The sequence below is a fragment of the Streptococcus sp. HMSC070B10 genome, from assembly GCF_001808665.1.
GTDB lineage: Bacteria > Bacillota > Bacilli > Lactobacillales > Streptococcaceae > Streptococcus.
In genome coordinates, this window is record NZ_KV794217.1 from 39,570 (window position 1) to 61,318 (window position 21,749).

The 21,749-nt window shown below is 38.1% G+C and carries 19 protein-coding genes, 1 tRNA gene and 4 pseudogenes; 12 read left to right on the forward strand and 12 right to left on the reverse strand.

Translation table 11 applies throughout. The annotated features are described in order from the left end of the window. Positions 1-71: pseudogene (locus HMPREF2613_RS11400) on the reverse strand (prepilin peptidase); the annotation flags it as partial. A 69-nt stretch (positions 72-140) separates the two neighbouring features. Between HMPREF2613_RS11400 and HMPREF2613_RS10455 the strand changes: the two are divergent. Beyond that, positions 141-596, forward strand: a complete 456-nt coding sequence (locus tag HMPREF2613_RS10455) for a GNAT family N-acetyltransferase (RefSeq protein ID WP_070480395.1) — start codon at positions 141-143, stop codon at positions 594-596. A 420-nt stretch (positions 597-1,016) separates the two neighbouring features. Here the strand turns inward: HMPREF2613_RS10455 and HMPREF2613_RS10460 are convergent, their stop codons facing one another. The 5 genes and pseudogenes from HMPREF2613_RS10460 to HMPREF2613_RS10480 form a co-directional block, all read right to left on the reverse strand. Continuing rightward, entirely contained in the window at positions 1,017-1,220 is a 204-nt protein-coding gene (locus HMPREF2613_RS10460; RefSeq protein WP_000109954.1) for a CsbD family protein, read from the reverse strand. Positions 1,221-1,250: 30 nt separating this feature from the next. Beyond that, positions 1,251-1,847 (reverse strand): Asp23/Gls24 family envelope stress response protein, encoded by a 597-nt coding sequence (locus HMPREF2613_RS10465; protein WP_070480321.1) that lies wholly within the window; start codon positions 1,845-1,847, stop codon positions 1,251-1,253. A 38-nt stretch (positions 1,848-1,885) separates the two neighbouring features. Continuing rightward, positions 1,886-2,056: a DUF2273 domain-containing protein gene (locus HMPREF2613_RS10470; RefSeq protein WP_000455069.1), complete on the reverse strand. Its 171-nt coding sequence runs from the start codon at positions 2,054-2,056 to the stop codon at positions 1,886-1,888. 11 nt (positions 2,057-2,067) lie between these two features. Continuing rightward, positions 2,068-2,640 carry an alkaline shock response membrane anchor protein AmaP gene (gene amaP, locus HMPREF2613_RS10475; RefSeq protein ID WP_070480324.1) on the reverse strand — a complete coding sequence of 191 codons (573 nt, stop codon included), beginning with the start codon at positions 2,638-2,640 and terminating at the stop codon, positions 2,068-2,070. A 76-nt stretch (positions 2,641-2,716) separates the two neighbouring features. Beyond that, positions 2,717-2,952 (reverse strand): annotated as a pseudogene (locus tag HMPREF2613_RS10480) (GlsB/YeaQ/YmgE family stress response membrane protein). Positions 2,953-3,328: 376 nt separating this feature from the next. On the opposite strand from HMPREF2613_RS10480, the pseudogene mgaSpn reads away from it, so the two are divergent. Beyond that, positions 3,329-4,806: pseudogene (mgaSpn, locus tag HMPREF2613_RS10485) on the forward strand (virulence factor transcriptional regulator MgaSpn). Positions 4,807-5,331: 525 nt separating this feature from the next. On the opposite strand, the gene HMPREF2613_RS10490 reads toward mgaSpn, so the two are convergent. Beyond that, complete coding sequence (locus HMPREF2613_RS10490; protein ID WP_049499291.1) at positions 5,332-6,477, reverse strand: low temperature requirement protein A; 1,146 nt, start codon at positions 6,475-6,477, stop codon at positions 5,332-5,334. A 303-nt stretch (positions 6,478-6,780) separates the two neighbouring features. Beyond that, positions 6,781-7,623 carry an aldo/keto reductase gene (locus HMPREF2613_RS10495; RefSeq protein WP_007521108.1) on the reverse strand — a complete coding sequence of 281 codons (843 nt, stop codon included), beginning with the start codon at positions 7,621-7,623 and terminating at the stop codon, positions 6,781-6,783. A gap of 222 nt (positions 7,624-7,845) precedes the next feature. On the opposite strand from HMPREF2613_RS10495, the pseudogene HMPREF2613_RS10500 reads away from it, so the two are divergent. From HMPREF2613_RS10500 to HMPREF2613_RS10510, 3 genes and pseudogenes are all read left to right on the forward strand, one after another. Continuing rightward, positions 7,846-8,297, forward strand: a pseudogene (locus tag HMPREF2613_RS10500) (tyrosine-type recombinase/integrase); the annotation flags it as partial. 651 nt (positions 8,298-8,948) lie between these two features. Continuing rightward, positions 8,949-10,238, forward strand: a complete 1,290-nt coding sequence (locus HMPREF2613_RS10505; RefSeq protein WP_049509794.1) for a membrane protein — start codon at positions 8,949-8,951, stop codon at positions 10,236-10,238. A 9-nt stretch (positions 10,239-10,247) separates the two neighbouring features. Then, on the forward strand, positions 10,248-11,336 hold the full coding sequence (locus HMPREF2613_RS10510; protein ID WP_004256071.1) for an AI-2E family transporter: 1,089 nt from the start codon (positions 10,248-10,250) through the stop codon (positions 11,334-11,336). 274 nt (positions 11,337-11,610) lie between these two features. Here the strand turns inward: HMPREF2613_RS10510 and HMPREF2613_RS10520 are convergent, their stop codons facing one another. The 3 genes from HMPREF2613_RS10520 to HMPREF2613_RS10530 all read right to left on the reverse strand — a co-directional run bounded on the left by HMPREF2613_RS10520 (position 11,611) and on the right by HMPREF2613_RS10530 (position 14,089). Then, positions 11,611-12,126, reverse strand: a complete 516-nt coding sequence (locus HMPREF2613_RS10520; protein WP_070480329.1) for a DUF308 domain-containing protein — start codon at positions 12,124-12,126, stop codon at positions 11,611-11,613. 354 nt (positions 12,127-12,480) lie between these two features. Beyond that, positions 12,481-12,553, reverse strand: a tRNA-Lys gene (locus HMPREF2613_RS10525). Between the two features lie 264 nt (positions 12,554-12,817). Beyond that, the gene (locus HMPREF2613_RS10530; protein WP_070480331.1) at positions 12,818-14,089 is read right to left on the reverse strand and encodes a replication-associated recombination protein A; all 1,272 of its coding nucleotides are present in this window, start codon (positions 14,087-14,089) and stop codon (positions 12,818-12,820) included. A gap of 115 nt (positions 14,090-14,204) precedes the next feature. On the opposite strand from HMPREF2613_RS10530, the gene HMPREF2613_RS10535 reads away from it, so the two are divergent. From HMPREF2613_RS10535 to HMPREF2613_RS10560, 6 genes are all read left to right on the forward strand, one after another. Continuing rightward, on the forward strand, positions 14,205-14,675 hold the full coding sequence (locus tag HMPREF2613_RS10535; RefSeq protein WP_070480334.1) for a DUF3013 family protein: 471 nt from the start codon (positions 14,205-14,207) through the stop codon (positions 14,673-14,675). A gap of 9 nt (positions 14,676-14,684) precedes the next feature. Continuing rightward, positions 14,685-15,110, forward strand: a complete 426-nt coding sequence (locus HMPREF2613_RS10540) for an NUDIX hydrolase (protein ID WP_070480335.1) — start codon at positions 14,685-14,687, stop codon at positions 15,108-15,110. Between the two features lie 140 nt (positions 15,111-15,250). Beyond that, a complete protein-coding gene (gene prmA, locus HMPREF2613_RS10545; protein ID WP_083279280.1) occupies positions 15,251-16,201 on the forward strand; it encodes a 50S ribosomal protein L11 methyltransferase in 951 nt (316 codons plus the stop codon). Position 16,202: 1 nt separating this feature from the next. After that, complete coding sequence (locus HMPREF2613_RS10550; RefSeq protein ID WP_070480338.1) at positions 16,203-16,946, forward strand: 16S rRNA (uracil(1498)-N(3))-methyltransferase; 744 nt, start codon at positions 16,203-16,205, stop codon at positions 16,944-16,946. A 10-nt stretch (positions 16,947-16,956) separates the two neighbouring features. Further along, the gene (pepF, locus tag HMPREF2613_RS10555; protein WP_070480340.1) at positions 16,957-18,753 is read left to right on the forward strand and encodes an oligoendopeptidase F; all 1,797 of its coding nucleotides are present in this window, start codon (positions 16,957-16,959) and stop codon (positions 18,751-18,753) included. Between the two features lie 251 nt (positions 18,754-19,004). Continuing rightward, a complete protein-coding gene (locus HMPREF2613_RS10560; RefSeq protein WP_070480343.1) occupies positions 19,005-19,796 on the forward strand; it encodes a DUF2785 domain-containing protein in 792 nt (263 codons plus the stop codon). A 107-nt stretch (positions 19,797-19,903) separates the two neighbouring features. On the opposite strand, the gene HMPREF2613_RS10565 is transcribed toward HMPREF2613_RS10560, so the two are convergent. After that, entirely contained in the window at positions 19,904-20,668 is a 765-nt protein-coding gene (locus tag HMPREF2613_RS10565) for a (S)-acetoin forming diacetyl reductase (protein ID WP_000048147.1), read from the reverse strand. 255 nt (positions 20,669-20,923) lie between these two features. On the opposite strand from HMPREF2613_RS10565, the gene HMPREF2613_RS10570 reads away from it, so the two are divergent. After that, positions 20,924-21,592, forward strand: a complete 669-nt coding sequence (locus HMPREF2613_RS10570) for an MIP/aquaporin family protein (RefSeq protein ID WP_070480345.1) — start codon at positions 20,924-20,926, stop codon at positions 21,590-21,592. Positions 21,593-21,749: the final 157 nt, after the last annotated feature.

The window sequence follows — 21,749 nt, forward strand, 5'->3', positions numbered from 1 at the left end:
AAACGGTCAATAACCAAACCAAGAAAGGAAGCGAGAATGCTCCCGACAAGAAAAAAATAAAAATCAATCATACTTATCTATTCGTAAAAAATGGGAGAAGTAGTATAATGGAGAAACATAAACAAGATAGTGAGGTCAAGATGACAATTCGTTTTGAAGAAAAGGTGAGTACAGAAAACGCTCAGCTCGTATGCCAATGGTCCAACTTCCTTGGCAAATCCTTTCAAGAACAATGGATGGGAACAATGATTCCTTTTCCCTTGACAATTCAAGTTTTGCAAGATTTGGAAGGAATCTTTTCAATCTTTGAAGGACAAGAGTTTGTGGGGCTTATCCAGAAAATCAGGCAAGAAGACAGCAATCTTCATATTGGAAGATTTTTTATCAACCCCCAGAAACAGGGGCAAGGCTTAGGTAGCCAGGCTTTAAGGAAATTTGTTAGTTTGGCCTTTGAAAATGAAGACATAGATACTATTTCTCTAAATGTTTACGAGGCAAATCACACAGCTTACAATCTTTACCAAAAAGAAGGATTTGAAATCGTTCAAATGGTTGAAACACCTATACGAAAATACATTATGAAAAAGGGGAGATAGAAAGCAAATAGCCTTGAAATCAATGTTGACTGCGATTATGAACCTGAATCAGCCCCTCAAAAGGGACTGTATATGAATGAACGTTACCGGTGTTTAAAAACTAAAGAATATCAGGCACTTTTATCTTTCAAGGGTTGACAAATTTTCGCTAAACGTAAGATTGATATGAAATCTGTCTTTGGGCAGATAAAGGTTTGTTTGGTTATAAGAGATGTCATCTGAGAGGTAAGCGTCAAGTGAGAATTGACATGGGATTCGTACTCACGGTCAACAACCTGCTGAAATATAATAAGAGAAAGAGGCGAAATTAAAAAGCTAGAGTTCCGCAATTGGAAATCTCTAGCTTTTTGTTTTCTGAGAATCATCTTGACTCAGACTTTTTTGACTAATGTTACTAAAAAGATAAAGTAGCTTTTAGCCTTATTTATCGTCGCCACTCAGCATGTTTTTGATACCTTCTACAGCACCTTCTACAGCGTCTTTGGCATCTTCAGCAACTTCTTTTACTTTAGAAACAACTTTTTCAGCTGCTCCTTCTTTTTCCATTTTTTCATCACCGATGGCTTTCCCAACACCTTCTTTAATAGAACCTTTAGCTTGATTTAATTTTTCTTCTACTGACATGATAATTTCTCCTGTTATATTTATTTTATCTTAGTTTACACGAGTTTTTTCGTGAGATACTACACCAGTTGCTGCACCTTTAACAGCTTCTACACCTTCGCTAACTTTTTCTTGAACAGTTGAGAAACCAGATTTAGCTTTTTCGAATTGTTCTGAAGCGAATTCTCCTGTTGATTCAGCAACGTCAGATACGCGATCTTGAAGGCTTACTGAGTCTGCTTCATGTTGTTCTTTAGTTTTGATGTCGACAACGTTTACGTTGATTTCAACAACTTCCAAGTCAGTCATTTTAGCAACTTCTGAAGATACGATTTCTCTGATTTCTGAATATAAAGCTGGAACATTTTTTTGGTACTCAGCAATAATGTTTAAGTCAACTGCGACTTGTGTTTTACCAACTTCTACGTTAACACCACTTGTTACGTCATCGCTGTTAACGATTTTTTCTTTAAGATTTGAGAAGAAACCACCGTCGATTCCCAAAAGACCTGAAACGTTTTCTAGTGACAGACCAATGATTTTTTGGATAACTTTATCTTCGTAAGTAAGTTCCCCTTTGATTTCGTGAGCTACAACAGTAGCATCTTTCTTTTCTACGTTAGTGTTTGTGTTTTTTTCGTTTGACATATGAAACTCCTTTAATTAAATTAGTAATTTTTATTTATTTATTTATCTATATAGTTTTTTTCGATATATAATCCAGCTGCAACTCCCAGTGCTCCTAAAATCAATACAAATATTGTTTTGAAGAAGCCAAAGGAGATAATCAAACAAGCGAGAAATACGCCTATGAGACCAGTGATAATTGGATATCGATATTGTTTAAGCCATTCCATTTTTTACTTCCTTACTTCACACGACTAACAGTCTTTTTGTTTTGAGGTTTTGGTTTAGGCTGGTAGTCTTTTACTAGAACTTCTAGTTTAACCTGACGCTCAATACCAAAAAACTGCTTCAATCCATTAGTTATTTCATTTTGAATTAGTTGGCATCTGTCAGCGATGTTGTCCGAAGGAAGAATTTTACCTTCTACATGAACAAAACATTTATTTTTTCGTAAATTTACATGAACAGTTGGGTTCTTGATCAATCCATGATCACTTACCAAACTTCTAACAAAACCTTCGATTGCTGAATTCTTTAATTTCAATGTATCGTTTTTAGTTTCAAGTTGAATTTCCAAATAACGTTTAGGATAAAACAACACAACTAACATCGATAACAAAACTAAAGTTGATAGAGCCATTATCCCCCAGAATATATATCTAGAGAGATAGAATTCAACGAAATGATTCTGTCTCCAGCTAAATAGCTGAATGCCTAGATCACTAACTTGATGATAATCTATCAAAACAGGAAGGAAAATTGTCAAGATTAAAATACAGAAAATAATTAAAAATATTTTCTTTGTTTTTGACATATACAATCCTTTCGATTTAACATTAAACTATTTTTAACCGTCTAATCTATTTAAAAATAGTTTATTCTACAAGTAATTATTTTTTACCTGTAAAGAATGATACTACAGTAACAACAATTGCTGCTCCTGCAATAGATGGGATCAAAGCCATTCCAGCGATGGATGGGCCCAACTACCTAAAAGGGATTGTCCTACAGATGACCCGACTAAACCAGCGAATACATTTGCGACGATTCCCATAGAACTACCTTTTTTAGTGATTCTACCTGCTACAAGTCCAATAAGACCTCCAGCAATGATTGACCACAATATTGCTTACCCTCCTTTTCTATTTTAATATTAAAAAATAAATCAATTACTTTGATTATCGCTATTATATAATTTTAATATAAAAAAATCAATTATTTTGGTTATTATATAATTTTAATATAAAAAAATCAAATTCTTTGATTGTTGCTATTATATAAATTTTTAAAAATAAAAATATAATCTTTCGACTTGAATTTGATCCTGTATTCACGCCCTCAATAGACGGTAAAATAAGAAAATTGTTTATATATTGCCTCCGTAGTGTTATTATACGAAATAAAGGATTTTAGTAAAAGTCGTTATATCATGCTATACCTATTCTTTGTGGTATAATTGCAAGAGGTGAAATCCGATAATTTATAAAGATAGAAAGACATTCATGATAGATTTATTATCTAAAAAAGTCATAGGCAATTAGAATTATTAGAATTATTATTTGAACATAAACGATGGTTTCATCGTTCTGAACTAGCAGAGTTATTAAATTGTACAGAACGTGCAGTCAAAGATGATCTATCCCATGTTAAATCTGCTTTTCCTGACTTGATTTTTCATTCTTCTACTAATGGTATACGCATTATTAATACCGATGATAGTGATATTGAAATGGTTTACCATCATTTCTTTAAACATTCAACTCATTTTTCGATTTTAGAATTTATCTTCTTTAATGAAGGTTGTCAAGCTGAGAGAATTTGTAAAGAATTTTATATCAGTTCATCTTCGCTCTATCGTATTATTAGCCAAATCAATAAAGTGATTAAAAGGCAATTTCAATTTGAAATCAGTCTGACCCCTGTTCAAATCATTGGAAATGAGAGAGACATTCGTTACTTTTTTGCACAATATTTTTCAGAAAAATATTATTTCCTAGAATGGCCATTTGAAAATTTTTCATCAGAGCCCCTATCTCAATTGTTAGAATTGGTTTATAAGGAAACAAGCTTTCCAATGAATTTGTCAACTCATAGAATGCTAAAGTTGCTCCTAGTTACGAACCTATATAGAATAAAGTTTGGTCATTTCATGGAAGTAGAGAAAGACTCTTTTAACGATCAAAGTTTGGATTTTTTAATGCAGGTAGAAGGAATAGAAGGTGTTGCTAAGAATTTTGAATTAGAATACAATATCTCTTTAGATGAAGAAGTTGTTTGCCAATTATTTGTGTCTTACTTTCAAAAAATGTTTTTCATAGATGAAAGTCTCTTTTTGAAATGCGTAAAAAAGGATAGCTATGTTGAAAAATCTTACCATCTATTGAGTGATTTTATTGATCAGATTTCAGTCAAGTATCAGATTGAGATTGAGAATAAGGATAATCTGATTTGGCATCTGCATAATACTGCACATCTGTATCGTCAGGAGTTGTCCACTGAGTTTATTTTATTTGATCAAAAAGGGAATACAATCAGGAATTTTCAAAATATTTTCCCTAAATTTGTTTCAGATGTAAAAAAAGAGCTTTCTCATTATTTAGAGACTCTTGAAGTTTGTTCTAGTTCAATGATGGTAAATCATCTATCTTATACCTTCATCACTCATACCAAACATTTGGTGCTTAATCTACTACAAAATCAGCCAAAGCTGAAGGTTCTGGTTATGAGTAATTTTGATCAGTATCATGCAAAATCCGTTGCAGAGACACTTTCTTATTATTGCAGCAACAATTTTGAACTTGAAGTTTGGACTGAATTAGAATTATCAAAGGAATCTTTAGAAGAATCGCCTTATGATATCATCATTTCTAATTTTATTATTCCTCCGATTGAAAATAAGAGACTGATCTATTCAAATAATATAAACACGGTCTCACTCATATCTTTGTTAAATGCCATGATGTTTATTCGATTAGATTAGTAACCTAAAATAAAAAATGCTATTTCGCGTTTTGAACTGTACCTCAAAAGTTAGACAGAAAAAATCTAATTTTTGGGGTGTTTTTATTAAGAAAAGACCTTCAGTCATTTAAGTAAAATGTACATCTAGAGTCATAGTCCTCTAAAACTCTTGCTTTTTTTGTAGAAGATACGAAAAAACCCTTGATTCCAAGGCTTTTCCTGTTGTATGTAGATGCCCCCTACATGGATTTGTAAGAACTTTTCATATTGAAAATAAACAAAAATGTTGAAATATAGCTGATTTTAGGGAAATACTTTTAGGTGTTTTCAATGTCAGGATTTAAAAATGGGGCAAAAGTGGGGCAAAAACGAATGACTCGTATTTGGTTTGAAAACCTATAATACCTAATGTTTATGCTATTCTAGATATATAGTTTTGTTATAAACAAATGTCAGTGCGAGATCAAATTGGAGGATAAAATGGAAAAACAAATTAATGAAAAAAAAGCCTTGGTTCCCAAAGCTTTTTAATCTTATAAACTCATTAAAACAACTCCCAGTAAGGTGTGGAATGTTTTTTAGTCTGTGTCATATAAAAATAAATAGAATGAATAGCTATAGCTAGAGCTAAAATGGTTGTAATACTTACTACTATTATAGGATTAGAAGCAAAGATTAAAGAGAGAATCAAGGCAGCCAGATAGAGTGTAGCTTGGACACAGTAGTAACTTTTCGAATAGCGAAGATAGTGTTTGTTATAGGGCCCATTTGCTAGGACAGCAGCTTGGAAGAGGCCAATTCCGATATAAAAGAAGCTGGTTGCAAAGAGAAGATTAGTTTCAGGATTCAGAAGAAAACTCATCGAAACGGTCATCATAAGAAGTCCAATGAAAATAGGATAGTGACTGTAAATTAGAAATAGTCCCTTTTGATTAGATTCTTCATCAATAGCATGGTCGAATTGAACAAAATAAAACAAGAACAGAGAAAGCATAATAATGAAATAAAGAACCGAATAAATCGAGAAATTCTCGATTGTAAAGAAGTTAACTAGCCCCATAATCATCTCTCCAAACGTAATAATGACAAGAAGGGAGATGCGCTCGATTAAATGGGGGAGAACTATCTGGAAATGATCATCTTTACTAATCGAGGTAATTGGCGTAATAAATGTTAGCAGAATACTAGCATAAAGGATATAGACTCCAATGTAAATAGGAAGAAGAGCTGCTAGATAGATTTCTAAACTTCGTAGACCTGTTATCCATAGAAAACCTTTGATACTTTCCCTATGAACATTATCGGTTGATTTTTTAAAAAACTCAACCAAATATTGAAAAAATAAGGTAAGGGTTAATGTACCAATAGCCCAACAGACATAATGAAAATATTGTTGCCAATCATCTTTAATCAAATTGGATATAAAGAGTAAAAGTCCCATATTGATAAACATGATTAGCATGTTAAATAAAGAGTTCTTTCCATAGCGATTGGTATAAACGGTTTGAATCATCCAGGCATTGATGAGAAGCAAGACAGACATGAAAAAATCAAGCAAAGAATTCCAAGTCAAAATACCGTTATGAAGATGGTGAATTAAAGCAGTTACTTTTGAAATCGCAAAAACAAAAACTAGATCATAAAAAAGTTCTGAATAATTTACACGTTTATGTTTAACAAGAGTTGTCATCTTAAGACCTTTCTATTTTAGAAGTACAATTTATTATAACAGAAAATGGTAATAAAAAAAAATGAGATGCTTAAATAACTTCATGTGACGCGAATTGTCAAAACCTTGGAGCACATTTACCTCACGTACCAGCTTACAGGCGGAGTGTTTGATGATTGATAATGAAGTACGTGTATTTTGAGGCAAAAGATTTCGAGACTCCATTACGTAACTCCCATATATAAATAAAAAATGATTGTTTCATTATAGCAAATCTAAAGAAACACGCTAAAAAGCAACCCTGACGAGTTGCTTAAAATCCTATTAAAAATTAACTTTGTCAGGATCATCCTGAGTTTTGATGCCTTGAATCTTATCCAGGACTGCCATATCTTCCTCTGATAAGTCGAAGTCGAAGATATCTAGGTTGCCTTCAATATTTTTAGGTGTTACAGACTTAGGTAGTGGCAAGAAACCTTTTTGAAGGCTCCAACGCAGAGCAACTTGTGCCACAGATTTACCGTTACGTTCAGTCACTGCTTCAACATCTTCATTTCCAAAAATGCTACCTGTACCTAGTGGACTATAGGCTTCAAGAAGGATATCGCGCTCTTGGCAATAGGCAACTAAGTCTTCTTGGTTACAACCTGGAGCCAAGAGGATTTGATTGACATGTGGAACAATTTCAGCTGTTTCAATAAGAGCTTCTAGGTGGTGTTGCATAAAGTTAGACACACCGATAGCACGCACCTTACCTTCTTTGTAGGCTTCTTCCATAGCCTTCCATGCACCCGCATTGCCAGCCTTCCAATCATCATTCTCACGAAGCGCCTTTGGATTAGGCCAATGGATAAGTAAAAGATCCAAATAATCCACACCAAGTCTTTCGAGAGACTCATCGATAGAAGTCTTAGCTAACTCGTAATCATGCTTATCATTCCAAAGTTTGGTAGTTAGGAAAATATCCTCACGTGCCAAATTACTATCAGCAATCGCTTTACCTACAGAAACCTCGTTACCGTAAATTTGTGCGGTATCAATATGTGTGTAACCCGCCTTAAGTGCGAAGCTAACGCTGTTATAGGCTTCTTCGCCTTCGGCAATTTGCCAAGTTCCAAAACCAATTTTAGGAATAGCAACCCCATTTGCAAGTGTATATGTTTCCATGATTTTCACCTTTTCTTTTTTTAATAGTACTATCTTAAAGAAGATAAGGCAAAAATGCAAAGATTTGCTACGGATATTATTATGAATAGTTCCTTACTTCTTTTTCCGCTGTTGGTAACAGCCTTTGGAGATATTATTACTTGGGAAAAGAATGAATTTGTTGGTATTGTAAAATACAATCTTCAAGACTGCGACATTATTATCAAGAGCCTGAAATATTTTATTCAGTATTATAGGAGGTTTAATACCCTTTCTCATAAATTTGTCCCTCCAAAAACAAAACGTCTATTCGGATGGTACCGATAGACGAAGAATGTATTAAGATATTACAAGTCCTAAAAATTGAACAGGAGAAGGCCAATAAAGAGCTAGGAATCAAGAATAGGTATAAAATGATTTTTCAGCATTATGGATATGCCTACGATGTTCCAGATATTGCAACAGTCAATAAAGCTATAAAAGTAATGTTGAAGGAATTGCAAATTTCTCCATTGATTACTACTAAAGGAGCTAGACACACTTATGGTAGTTATTTATGGCATAATAATATTGATTTGGGAGTTATTGCGAAAATTTTAGGACACAAAGATATCTCTATGCTGGTTGAAGTTTATGGTCACACATTGGAGGAAAAAATTAGTGAGGAATTTATGGCTGTGAAAAGTTTGTTGTAAAAACACGGCAAATTGCACGACAATTTTTAAAAGGAAAGCAAAAAAGCCTTGTAAATCAAGGCTTTTTCCTGTTGATTTAGATGCCCCCTACAGGGATTTGGAAAGGACTTTCATATTGAGAGCAATTAAAAATATTGAAATATAAGTGATTTTAGGTATTTTCAATGTCATGATTTAAAAATGGGACAAAAGTGGGGCAAAAACCATACAGATTCTAAACTGTATGGTTCTTTTTTTATCTAACCAAGAAAGGTTAAAACTTATTAAAACAAATGCAATCAACTGTTGAAAACTTTTTAGTCCGTGTAATATAAAAACAAGTAAAAAGTTGAACTATAGGGAATATTGTGTCATAATAGGTAATAGATGAATAATTAATAGATTGGAAATAATGCTTTCTTACCTTAACAAGTTGAATTGGTTATACATTTTTTCGTCGCAATTGTGTCTATCTCTCGAGTTTAGCTAGTTTTTATAAGCTCTGGCTTCTAATCAATATAACAAATTTTAGAAGTGCATAAGACAAGATGGTGACATTACTACAGTCATTTCTAGTCACCATATGTTGCTGGCACAGGCTGTTTGTAGTGTTGGCTATTTACTAGTCAGTTTAATCGGAGTGTTTAATTTTTATTGTTGAAAGGTTTTTATATGGCGAAAATTCTATCTTTAGGTCTGACAGGTAAGAAATTACTTGCTCAGGGGTTCTTGTTTGTTCTGCTAGGTCTCATCTTGATGGTCACGGGGACTTGGTTGCCAGTAAAGGTTATTCGACTGGTTCTGTTTTTAGCTTGGATAGCAACGGTCTTAGATTTAGTATTACGTATTTTCAAAAAAAGTCAGTCAACGGACACCTTGGGAGTTGCACTGGTTAAATTGTTAGTGCTGGGATATTTGCTTGGCTCCAATCTTGCGACGGATGTGCCGATTTATATTTTGGCTCTTGTGATTGGAGTTTATCAGATTTTTCATGCTAGTATTAACCTTGTCACCTATGTTCTCTACCGCAAAAACAAAATTCGACCTCGTTTTCGTCTCTTACTAGATGGACTCGTATTAGTTTTTCTTGGTGGGACTAGTCTTTTGTCCTCTACAGGAAATTCTGTCTTTCAACTCTTTGTATTAGGGGCTTATTTTTTCCTTTATGGTCTGTCCAATATCCGTGACGGTTTCTTATTTGAAGGGGAAATTGGGAAAAACCATCTCAAACGTCGTATTAGAATTAGCTTACCTATTGTCCTAGCCGCTCTCATCCCTGCAAGAACTTTAGCAAAAATCAACAAATTCATGCAGGAAAATGCTGATGAGAGAGAGGATATCCATCTTGGAATGGTGAAGTCTGGTAAGACAGCGGAGCTTGAAATTTTTGTTCATACAGCTGAGACCTCTCTGTTTTCGGCAATTGGTCATGTGGATATCTGCTATCAAGGCCGTGTTATTTCTTATGGCAACTATGATCCGTCTTCTGAGACCTTATTTGGCATGGTAGGAGATGGTGTCTTATATTTCTGTGATCGTGACAAGTACATTGACCTATGTAAACGTGAGAGTCAAAAAACGCTTTTTGGTTATGGGATAGATTTGACGCCTGAAATGGAAAAAGCAGTTCAGAAAAAGTTGGCTGAATTGAAACAACTGACGATTCCATGGGAGCCAAGTGCAGATAAAATCATGACAGGTGATGGTAAGGAAGACTACACCTACGCTTATAAAATCAGACATGAGACAGATGGGGAACTTTATAAATTTATCAAATCTAAGTTTAAATCCTACTTTGTCTTATCTACAAACTGTGTGCTCTTGGCTGATACCATAGTCGGTCAGGCTGGCACCGATATCCTCTCACCCAAAGGATTTATCGCTCCAGGAACTTACCAAGCCTACCTTAATCGAGAGTTTGAAAAACCAAATAGTATAGTCGTATCTAAACATGTTTATTAAGGAGAATTTATGAACTTAGTAAAAAAATACACCCCGTTAATACTTTTTATAGGGCTGGTTGCTCTTGTAATTCTGAATGCATCGAGCTTTATATCAGGAGCAATCTCTCTCTTTGATGTAATATCAACCTTGATTTATGGTGCTGTTATTGCTTTTGTGCTTAATGTTCCTATGAAAAAAATTGAACAGTACTTAGTTAAATTGAAGGTAAAGGCAGAGTTGCGTCGTCCGATTGCCATGGTACTTGTTTTCCTAGCTCTTATCTTAATCGTGATTGCTCTTTTGGTTTTGGTGCTGCCAACCCTAGCCCAGACTATTAGTCAGCTGGGAACAGTCCTTTCAACAGTCCTTACTCAACTTGGGAAATTGCTAGGCAGCTCGGAATTTGTAACCAAAGACATGTTGTCAACTATCGTATCAGGCATACAGGGACAATCTAGTTCTATTAGCCAAGCTTTGATAGGTTTTTTATCAGGTCTGACTAGTAATATCGGCAATATTTTTTCAAGTTTGATGAATGCCTTTTTGATTATAGTCTTCACCTTTTTATTTTTATCCAGTAAGGAACATTTGGCAGCGATGACGAGTCGACTTCTAAAAGTTTTTCTTCCAGAGAAGGTGGTGATAAAGTTGACTTACATTGGACAAGTAGCACTAGAGACTTATGACCAATTTTTGATGAGTCAGCTGATTGAAGCAGTTATCATAGGAGTTATGATAGCGGTTGGTTACAGCGTGTTTGGGATACCCTATGGAGTAATGACAGGTATCTTTGCAGGAGTGCTATCGTTCATTCCTTATGTAGGGCCTATGATTGCTTGTGTTGTGGGAGCGATTTTTATCTTCACAGTGAGTCCTACTCAAGCCTTACTTTCTCTTCTTCTATATCAAGTTATACAGCTGATTGAAGGAAACCTTATTTATCCTAGAGTTGTAGGTCAGTCTATTGGTTTGCCAGCTATTTTCACGCTTGCGGCTGCTAGTATTGGAGGCAATCTCTTTGGCTTACTTGGGATGATATTCTTTACACCGATATTTGCTGTTATCTATCGACTGGTTAAGGAATTTGTCGTTGCAAAGGAAAATCAGCTAGATTAAGAAAAACTAAATTTAATAAGATATACTGAGAAGAGAGTGAGAGATTCTCTTCTCTTTTATTTTTAAATACTTTTCTACAAAAAGCTATTAGACGTTAAAAAAAGCCTTGGTTTCAAGGCTTATTTCTGTTGATTTAGATGTGCCCCCTGCAGGGCTCGAACCTGCGCCCCATAGCTTAAGAGTCTACTGCTCTACCGACTGATCTAAGAAGGCAAATAAAAAGCTGAGAATGTAACTTCCCAGCTTTTTTAATATGCCCAAAATGGCAGCTAGATTATTTACGAAAGGCATCAAGGATATAGGTGAAACCAACAATTAAAAATGCAAAGGCAACGACATAAACGACAAAGACACTTGTAGCTACTGGATTGAACAAAATCACTAGACCTAGTAAAAATGCAAGCAACGCTATCCACATGATATGGTTGCCAATAATAGGGAAAATCAATCCCAGACGATTGCCTTTAAAGAAAACTATAATGGCTTCTACAATTAACCAAATTCCTAAAATAGTTGGAATGACAACTGGCAGCGTCACAAAGCCATAGGCAACGAGGTAAAGAGCTAAGAGAAGATTAACAATCCCTTGGAAAAGATGAGCTGGTGAGCGAAGCTCTTTTGGTACAGAGAAATAGCCTAAAATAGCTGCTATAGAAGCAACCAGTAAACCAAATGCAATCCACCAGCTGTAAGCAACAAGATTAGCTACTGGGTTTGTAAATAGAAAGAGTGCTAAAAGGACAAAAACAACTCCTGCAAGGAATAGCGATAAACGATTAGAAAATTTCATTTCAATACCCCCTATATAGTATAGTATAGTTTGATAATAAAAATATTATACACCTTTTTAGAGGAAATATCAATAAACAAAATGGAAAATTTGGAAGTTTCAGTCTGATTTATGAAAAGAAAATCAGTTTTTATTATTTTGAAAATAAAAAGAGAAGATAAAATTTGTCTTCTCTACATGAAAATATTGTATGGAATCAAAGCAAAAGTAACTGGCTTTACACTATTTGTAAAGATGTAATTTGATTCAAAAAGAAAAGATAGATTTAAAATGTGGGACAAATGATGGGGTAAATCAGTTATAGACAAGCAAAAAAAGCCTTGATTTACAAGGCTTTTTCCTGTTGTATTTAGATGCCCCCTACAGGGATCGAACCTGTGACCCACGGATTAAGAGTCCGCTGCTCTGCCAGCTGAGCTAAGGAGGCAAAGAAAAAAGCTGTATTGGTGCCGAAACTTCACGGTTTGTATTGAACCCGCGCAATTAAGCAGGTGGGCAACTCGCTCTAACTGAAGCTGTTTCCGTGTGAGACGGCCTACATGCTGTTAGAAGACTTTTGTTTCCCTAATAATACAAAAAATAGTCGGTCAACACTTAAGTGTGAAGTCGTACACCACAGCGTTTCTATGTTTATATAATACCACTTTTTCAAAAAAAATCAAGAGGAAAGTGCAATTTTTTGAAAAGGATTTCAGATTTTTCGCAAACGGTCGATAGCTTCCTTTCTTTGAGCCAAAGCCCGTTCATATTTACCAGTATCTTCTGCTTGGAAATAGTGATGATTGCGGATTTTTTCTGGTAGATAGTCTTGCTTGACCCAATTTCCAGGATAGTTGTGTGGGTAGAGATAGTCTTGGGCATTCCCCAGTTCCTTGCTTCCGCTGTAGTGCCCATCACGCAGGTGTCGCGGAATAGGCAAGTGCCCTGATGTTTTGAGGTCAGCAAGTGCCTTATCCATAGCTACATAGGCTGAGTTGGATTTTGGAGAAAGGGCCAAATCAATGACGACATTGGCAATGAGAATGCGGGCTTCTGGGAAACCAATCTTCTGGGCAGCATCAAGAGCAGTCACGGTGTGAATCTGGGCTTCAGGATTGGCCAAACCGATATCTTCATAAGCGATAACAGTCAAACGACGAGCGAGACTTGGCAAATCACCAGCCTCAATCAAGCGGGCAGCATAGTGAAGACTGGCATCAACATCTGAGCCACGGATAGACTTTTGCAGGGCTGAGAGAACATCGTAGTGTCCATCTCCATCCTTGTCCATGGTAATGTAGCTTCTCTGAAGACTATTTTCCATGATATCGAGGGTGATGTGGCGGATGCTCTTATCATTCTCAGGGGTAGAGAGAACAGCCAGGTCCAGTGAGTTGAAGGCAGAGCGAAGGTCCCCGTTTGTAGAGGTTGCGATGAAATCCAGCGCATCCTCATCTAGTTCTACTGGAAAATCAAAACCACGCTCAGGGTTACTTAGGGCTATCTGAAGAGCCTCTTTGACGTCTTGGTTAGACAGAGGTTCCAACTCAAAAATTTGAACACGGCTACGAATAGCAGGTGTTACAGAAAAAAAAGGATTTTCAGTCGTAGCCCCAATCATGATGACGAGACCACTTTCCAAGAGTGGAAGTAGAAAGTCTTGCTTGGTCTTGTCTAGACGATGAATTTCGTCCAGCAGGAGAACTAGTCCTCCAGAGAATTTTGCTTCCTCGGCGATTTCTTGCAGTCGCTTTTTACTATCAACTGTCGCATTGAAAGTTCGAAAGGCATACTTAGTAGTCCCAGCGATGGCTGAGGCAATACTGGTCTTGCCGATTCCTGGAGGTCCGTAGAGAATCATGGAGGACAGACGGTTGGCTTCCACCATGCGGCGGATGATTTTTCCAGGTCCGACCAGATGTTCCTGACCGATGACCTGGTCGATGGTTTTAGGGCGCATGCGAAGCGCGAGATTGTCTGGCATAGCAGTCCTTTCTAACGTGGATTTTCTGATGTATATGTGGTAAGATGGTAGTATCTATTTTAGCATATTTCCGAGCAATCGGGGCGATTAAAGAGTCGCATAGAAAGAGGACAAAATGGCAACATATGGATTTTTAGATGTTTTAGAGGAAGAGTTGGAGAAGAACTTTCCCTTTGACTTTGAGATTAGTTGGGACAAGCGCAATCACGCGGTTGAAGTGAGTTTTCTATTGGAAGCGCAAAACACTGCAGGTGTGGAGATGGTGGATGAAGATGGGGAGGTTTCGTCAGATGACATTCTCTTTGAAGAAGCAGTTCTTTTCTACAATCCTGCTAAATCAACAGTCAATGAGGAAGACTATTTGACGGTTATCCCTTACCTACCTAAAAAAGGTTTTTCTCGTGAGTTTTTAGCTTATTTTGCGCTATTCCTCAAAGATACTGCCGAGGTTGGACTAGATGCCCTTATGGACTTTTTGGAAGACCCAGAAGCAGAAGAATTCGTCATGGAATGGAACCAAGAAGTCTTTGAAGAAGGAAAAGTCGGCTTGGAAGAGGGAGAATTTTACCCTTATCCGAGATACTAGGAGTTTGACATGAACATAGAGATTTCTGATTTTACAGGCTGTAAGATTGCTTTGTTTTGTGGGGATAAGCTTTTGACTATCTTACGCGATGATAAGGCAAGCATTCCCTGGCCCAATATGTGGGAACTGCCCGGTGGGGGACGCGAGGGGGATGAAAGTCCTTTTGAGTGTGTAGCGCGTGAAGTTTATGAAGAACTGAGCATTCATCTAACTGAAGATTGTCTGCTTTGGAGTAAGGTTTATCCAAGTATGCTTTTTGCGGATAAACAATCTGTATTTCTTGTCGGTCAGTTGACACAGAACCAGTTTGACAGTATCGTGTTTGGAGATGAAGGACAGGGATATCAGCTGATGAATGTCGAGGAATTTCTTAGTTCCAGTCAAGTTGTACCTCAGTTGCAAGAGAGATTAAAAGATTATTTAAAAAGTAAGTGATTAGAAAGGATGGTTCAGTTAAATTTCTAAACTGAACCCGCCCTAAACACTGTGCCAAAAAGATAAACTTCTCTTAGACACAAGTGTCTTCAGAGAATTCCTATTTTGGCTTTGTGTTTTACGGGCTTGGTATCTTAATGATGGAAACATGGCAAGAGTTAAAAGTTACAGTTAAGCGTGAGGGGGAGGAGTTAGTTTCCAATCTCTTGATTGAGTTGGGAGCGCAAGGTGTTGCGATTGAAGACAGCATGGACTATGTGGGAAATGTTGATCGCTTCGGCGAGATTTTCCCAGAGGTTGAGCAACAAGAAGAAATCGTAGTGACAGCCTACTATCCTGATACGGTTGATGTAGCAGTGGTTGAGGCGGACTTGCAGGCTCGCTTAGCAGAATTGACGGATTTTATGGATTTGGGAGAGGTAAAAATGGGTACGACTGCCTTGGCTGAGGAAGACTGGGCAGACAACTGGAAGAAATACTATGAACCAGCTCGTATTACTCATGATTTGACCATCGTTCCCTCTTGGACGGACTATGAGGCGACTGCTGGGGAAAAGATTATCAAGCTGGATCCTGGTATGGCCTTCGGGACAGGAACCCACCCAACTACCAAGATGAGCCTTTTTGCCTTGGAGCAGGTTCTTCGTGGTGGGGAAACAGTGCTAGATGTGGGGACTGGTTCAGGCGTTCTCTCTATTGCCAGCTCGCTACTTGGTGCCAAGGAAATCTTTGCCTACGACCTGGATGATGTGGCAGTTCGTGTTGCTCAGGAAAATATTGAGCTCAACCCTGGTATGGAAAACATCCATGTAGCAGCAGGAGACTTGCTTAAGGGAGTTGAGATTGAGGCAGATGTGATTGTAGCTAATATCTTGGCGGATATCCTCGTTTATCTGACGGATGATGCTTATCGCTTGGTCAAGGATGAAGGCTACCTCATCATGAGTGGAATTATTAAGGACAAGTGGGACATGGTGCGCGAGTCGGCTGAGTCAGCTGGATTTTTCCTTGAAACCCACATGGTTCAAGGGGAATGGAATGCCTGTGTCTTTAAGAAAACCAAGGATATTTCCGGTGTGATTGGAGGCTAGCATGCAGCAGTATTTTGTCAAAGGCAGTGCTATCTCTCCTGTCACTATCGAGGACAAGGAAACCAGCAAGCATATGTTTCAGGTTATGCGCTTGAAAGAAGATGATGAGGTTACTTTGGTCTTTGATGATGGAATTAAGCGCTTGGCGCGTGTGCTGGATGTGGAAGCTCGTCAGTTTGAGTTGGTTGAAGAGTTAGCTGACAACGTGGAATTACCAATCCAAGTGACCATCGCATCTGGCTTTCCCAAGGGAGACAAGCTGGAGTTTATCACTCAAAAAGTAACCGAACTCGGAGCCAGCCAAATCTGGGCCTTTCCTGCCGATTGGTCGGTCGCCAAATGGGATGGTAAGAAATTAAGTAAAAAGGTTGAGAAACTAGAAAAAATCGCCCTTGGAGCAGCAGAACAAAGCAAGCGTAATGTTGTTCCAAGTATCCAGCTTTTTGAGAAGAAAGCAGATTTTCTAGCTCAGTTTGACCAGTTTGACTCTATCATAGTAGCCTATGAAGAATCAGCAAAAGAAGGAGAAGCCGCTGCTCTTTTACAAGCAGTTACTAGACTAGAGAAAGGAGCCAAACTGCTCTTTATCTTTGGTCCAGAGGGTGGTCTGTCACCTGCGGAAATTGAGAGTTTTGAAGCTAAGGGAGCAGTCTTGGCAGGACTTGGTCCTCGCATTTTGCGAGCAGAAACAGCACCGCTTTACGCTTTATCAGCCCTTAGTGTTTTATTAGAATTAGAGAAATAAGAGGAAGAAAATGGAACAAAAACACCGTTCAGAATTTCCAGAGAAGGAACTCTGGGATTTAACAGCCCTATACCAAGACCGTGAGGATTTCTTGCGTGCAATCGAGAAAGCTCGCGAAGACATTAATCAATTTAGCCGTGACTACAAGGGTAATCTTCATACTTTTGAGGATTTTGAGAAGGCCTTTGCGGAATTGGAACAAATCTACATTCAGATGAGCCATATTGGTAACTATGGTTTTATGCCGCAGACGACAGATTATAGCAATGACGAATTTGCTAACATTGCCCAAGCTGGGATGGAATTTGAAACAGATGCCAGTGTAGCCTTGACCTTCTTTGACGATGCCTTGGTGGCAGCAGACGAGAAAGTCTTGGACCGTTTGGGTGAATTACCTCATTTGACGGCGGCCATTCGTCAGGCCAAAATCAAAAAAGCCCACTATCTAGGGGCTGATGTGGAGAAGGCCTTGACCAATCTCGGTGAAGTTTTCTACAGTCCGCAGGATATTTACACTAAGATGCGAGCTGGGGATTTCGAAATGGCTGACTTTGAAGCTCATGGCAAGACCTACAAAAACAGCTTTGTTACTTATGAGAATTTCTACCAAAATCATGAGGATGCTGAGGTTCGTGAGAAATCTTTCCGTTCCTTCTCAGAAGGTCTTCGTAAGCACCAAAATACGGCTGCAGCAGCCTATCTAGCCCAAGTCAAGTCTGAAAAACTACTAGCAGATATGAAGGGTTACGACTCAGTCTTTGATTATCTCCTGGCTGAGCAGGAAGTGGACCGTGCTATGTTTGACCGCCAAATTGACCTCATCATGAAGGATTTTGCCCCAGTTGCTCAGAGATACCTCAAGCATGTTGCCAAGGTAAATGGTCTTGAAAAGATGACCTTTGCAGACTGGAAATTGGACTTGGATAGCGCCCTGAATCCTCAAGTGACTATTGACGATGCCTATGATTTGGTCATGAAGTCAGTAGAACCTTTGGGGAAAGAATATTGTCAAGAAGTTGCTCGCTATCAAGAAGAGCGCTGGGTGGACTTCGCTGCTAACAGTGGCAAGGATTCTGGTGGTTATGCGGCGGATCCATATCGCGTACACCCTTATGTCCTCATGAGCTGGACAGGCCGTTTGAGTGATGTTTATACCTTGATTCATGAAATCGGGCATTCTGGTCAATTTATCTTTTCAGACAATCACCAAAGCTATTTCAACGCCCACATGTCGACCTACTATGTCGAAGCACCATCAACTTTTAATGAATTGCTTCTCAGTGATTACTTGGAGCATCAATCTGACGACCCGCGTCAAAAACGTTTCGCCCTTGCTCACCGTTTGACAGATACTTACTTCCATAATTTCATTACTCACCTTTTGGAAGCAGCCTTCCAGCGCAAGGTCTATACACTGATTGAAGAAGGGGAAACCTTTGGAGCAAGCAAACTTAACAGTATTATGAAGGAAGTCTTGACGGATTTCTGGGGAGATGCTATTGAGATTGATGATGATGCAGCTCTGACTTGGATGCGCCAAGCTCACTACTACATGGGCTTGTATAGCTACACTTACTCTGCTGGTCTTGTCATCTCGACTGCGGGTTACCTTCATCTGAAACATTCAGAAACTGGTGCTGAAGACTGGCTCAATCTCCTTAAGTCAGGTGGTAGCAAGACACCACTTGAGTCAGCCATGATTATCGGTGCTGATATTTCAACAGACAAACCACTCCGTGATACTATTCAGTTCTTATCAGACACAGTTGACCAGATTATCGCCTACAGTGCCCAGTTGGGAGAGTAAGGGAATAGAAAGGTAGGTGATTCTTATTCTGATGATATCTGGATTGTTAAGCGTCATTATATTTGGCTTAGCTGTAGCTATTTTCAAAAACGCCGTTGAAGGTCGTGATGTTAAATTTGAACTTGCTGTAGAGTTGATATTGATAGTTATTTACTTCATTGTATATCAGATTGTGTTTAATTGAGAATTCAATATTAAGTCTTTTAAGGCTGGTTTTTTGAACAGCTGCTAGAAATGTAGAGGTATTGACCATGTATCAAGAGTTACTTAGAAAAATAGCAGAAGAAAAACCAAGTTATCATGAGGAAGAAATCCAATGGTTGCTTGATCATTTGGGAGATTCTTCTCCAGAAATTCGCGATGACCTTGTTTTTACAAGCTTTGCTAGAGGGATTCAGGAAGAGCTATTTACACAGGAACAATTTCATTTCATTGCTGAGAAAATTTTATCTGATGGAGGGTTAGATAAAGAGATTGATAAGGTAGGCCTGTCAACCCTTGAACGTTCTTTTAGGGCGCTTATTTATGCAAATCTCTTGTCTGCAGATGCCAACCAGCAATCGATTTTTTATCAGGGATTAAAAGCAGAAATTCGTAATGTCCTTTTAAATCAAGGTTTGCACTATCTTTCAAAAGAAAAGGATACAACGGGTTTTTCAAGTCAGTATGGTTGGGTTCATGCTTTTGCACATGGAGCCGATTTACTGACAGAGGTGGTTTGTCATCCAGACTTTCCTAAAAACAGAGTTCATGAAGTATTTGATATACTTGGCCAACTATTTAAAAGAATGTCCATTCGTTTTACAGATGATGAGGATTGGCGTTTAGCAAGAGTGATCTATGAACCTATTTTACAAGGGAAGTTGGAGCAAGAGCAAGTAGCTTCTTGGATAAAAGCTGTTGACTTTCCGATAGAAGAAAGGGAAGATTTTTATAAATTTTCCAACTTCAGATCCTGTCTGTTGGAAGTCTATGTCCAACTTGACCAGAGCAATAGTTTACAAGATGACTTGAAAGAAGCTATCCAGTCTTTTCAATACTAGGGATAAGCTAATATTACTTATTGAAAGAGTTTCTATTGTATCCTCCTAACTGATAATGAAAACTAATAAAAGAGGTTGAATCATTTTCCAACCTCTTTTCCGATATCTTAATGGAATTGCATACCACCATCAACGATAATGGTTTGTCCTGTAATGTAGTTTGAATCTGGTCCTGCAAGGAAGCTGACGGCTGCAGCCACATCTTCTGGTTCAGATAGACGTTTTAGGGTAATATCTTTTGCAAATGTCTGCATACCCCATTCGTCATCTTTTCCTGCATTTTTACCAACTTCATGAGCGATATCGTACATCATTGGTGTTTTCACAATACCTGGTGCGTAGGCGTTAACAGTGATGCCTGAGTCTGCTAAATCACGTGCTAATGTTTGCGTGATTCCGCGAACAGCAAATTTGGTTCCACCGTAAACAGTTAGATTTGGGTTACCGACTACACCGGCTTGAGAGGTTGCGTTGATAATTTTACCTCCGTGGCCAAGTGCTTTAAATTGCGCTTGTGCAGCTTGTGAACCCCAAATGACACCACCAACGTTGATTCCGAAAGTACGTGTAAATTGTTCCTCAGTAATTGTATCAAGAGGAGTAGTTGGAGCAACACCGGCGTTATTTACGACAACATTCAAATCACCAAAATGGTCAACAACCTTTTGAAATGCTTGTGCAACTTCGGCCTGTTTCGAAACATCGGCCACGACAGCAAAGGCATTTTCAGCTGATAATTCGGCAACAGCTTTTTCAGCTGTTTCGGGATTGTAGTCTAAGACTCCTACCTTAAAGCCATCTTGAACCAATCGTTTTGCGATTGCAAAACCGATTCCTTGACCTGCACCTGTGACAATAGCAACTTTAGACATATGATTCCTCCTTGGTATCCACGATACCATTCAAACGTTCATAAAAGAACAGCAAAGTTGTAAAAATTAGTTCAAATTAGGGAATAAATAAATTATTAGAACTATATTGACATTATATACCTTTAGAAAAAATGTTTCAAATAAACACTACCGTTTTTATAGAATTTTATCCTGAAAATTTCCAATCAATTTTCTTGAAACCCTTTCCCTCTTTTGATAGACTAGTATCTAGTTTTTGAAAAAAGGAGAAAGAAAATGAAAAAATTTGTCGCTGAGTTAATCGGTACTTTCATGCTTGTGTTCGTTGGGACTGGAGCTGTTGTTTTTGGAAATGGTCTTGATGGCCTAGATCACCTTGGAATCGCCTTTGCCTTTGCTTTAGCCATCGTGGTTGCAGCCTACTCAATCGGAACTATTTCAGGTGCTCACTTGAACCCAGCGGTTTCGATTGCTATGTTTGTGAACAAACGTTTGTCATCTTCAGAGCTTGTAAACTACATCCTTGGACAAGTAGTTGGAGCTTTCCTTGCGTCAGCTGCGGTATTCTTCCTCTTGGCTAACTCAGGTATGTCAACTGCTAGTCTTGGTGAAAATGCCTTGGCAAACGGTGTCACTGTCTTTGGTGGTTTCTTGTTTGAAGTCATTGCAACCTTCTTGTTTGTTTTGGTTATCATGACAGTGACTTCAGAAAGCAAGGGCAATGGCGCGATTGCTGGTTTGGTAATCGGTTTGTCCTTGATGGCGATGATTCTTGTCGGATTGAATATTACTGGACTTTCAGTAAACCCAGCTCGTAGCTTGGCACCAGCTGTTTTGGTAGGTGGCGCAGCCCTTCAACAAGTTTGGATTTTCATCCTTGCCCCAATCGTTGGTGGAGTTCTTGCAGCCCTCGTTGCGAAAAACTTCCTTGGAACAGAAGAATAATTGAAACTCAAAAAGCCTTGCTCCTCATCTCGAGGAACAGGGCTTTTTTGTATGATACTCTTCGAAAATCTCTTCAAACCACATCAACTTCACCTTGCCGTATGTATGGTTACTAACTTCGTTAGTTTCATCCACAACCTCAAAACAGTGTTTTGAG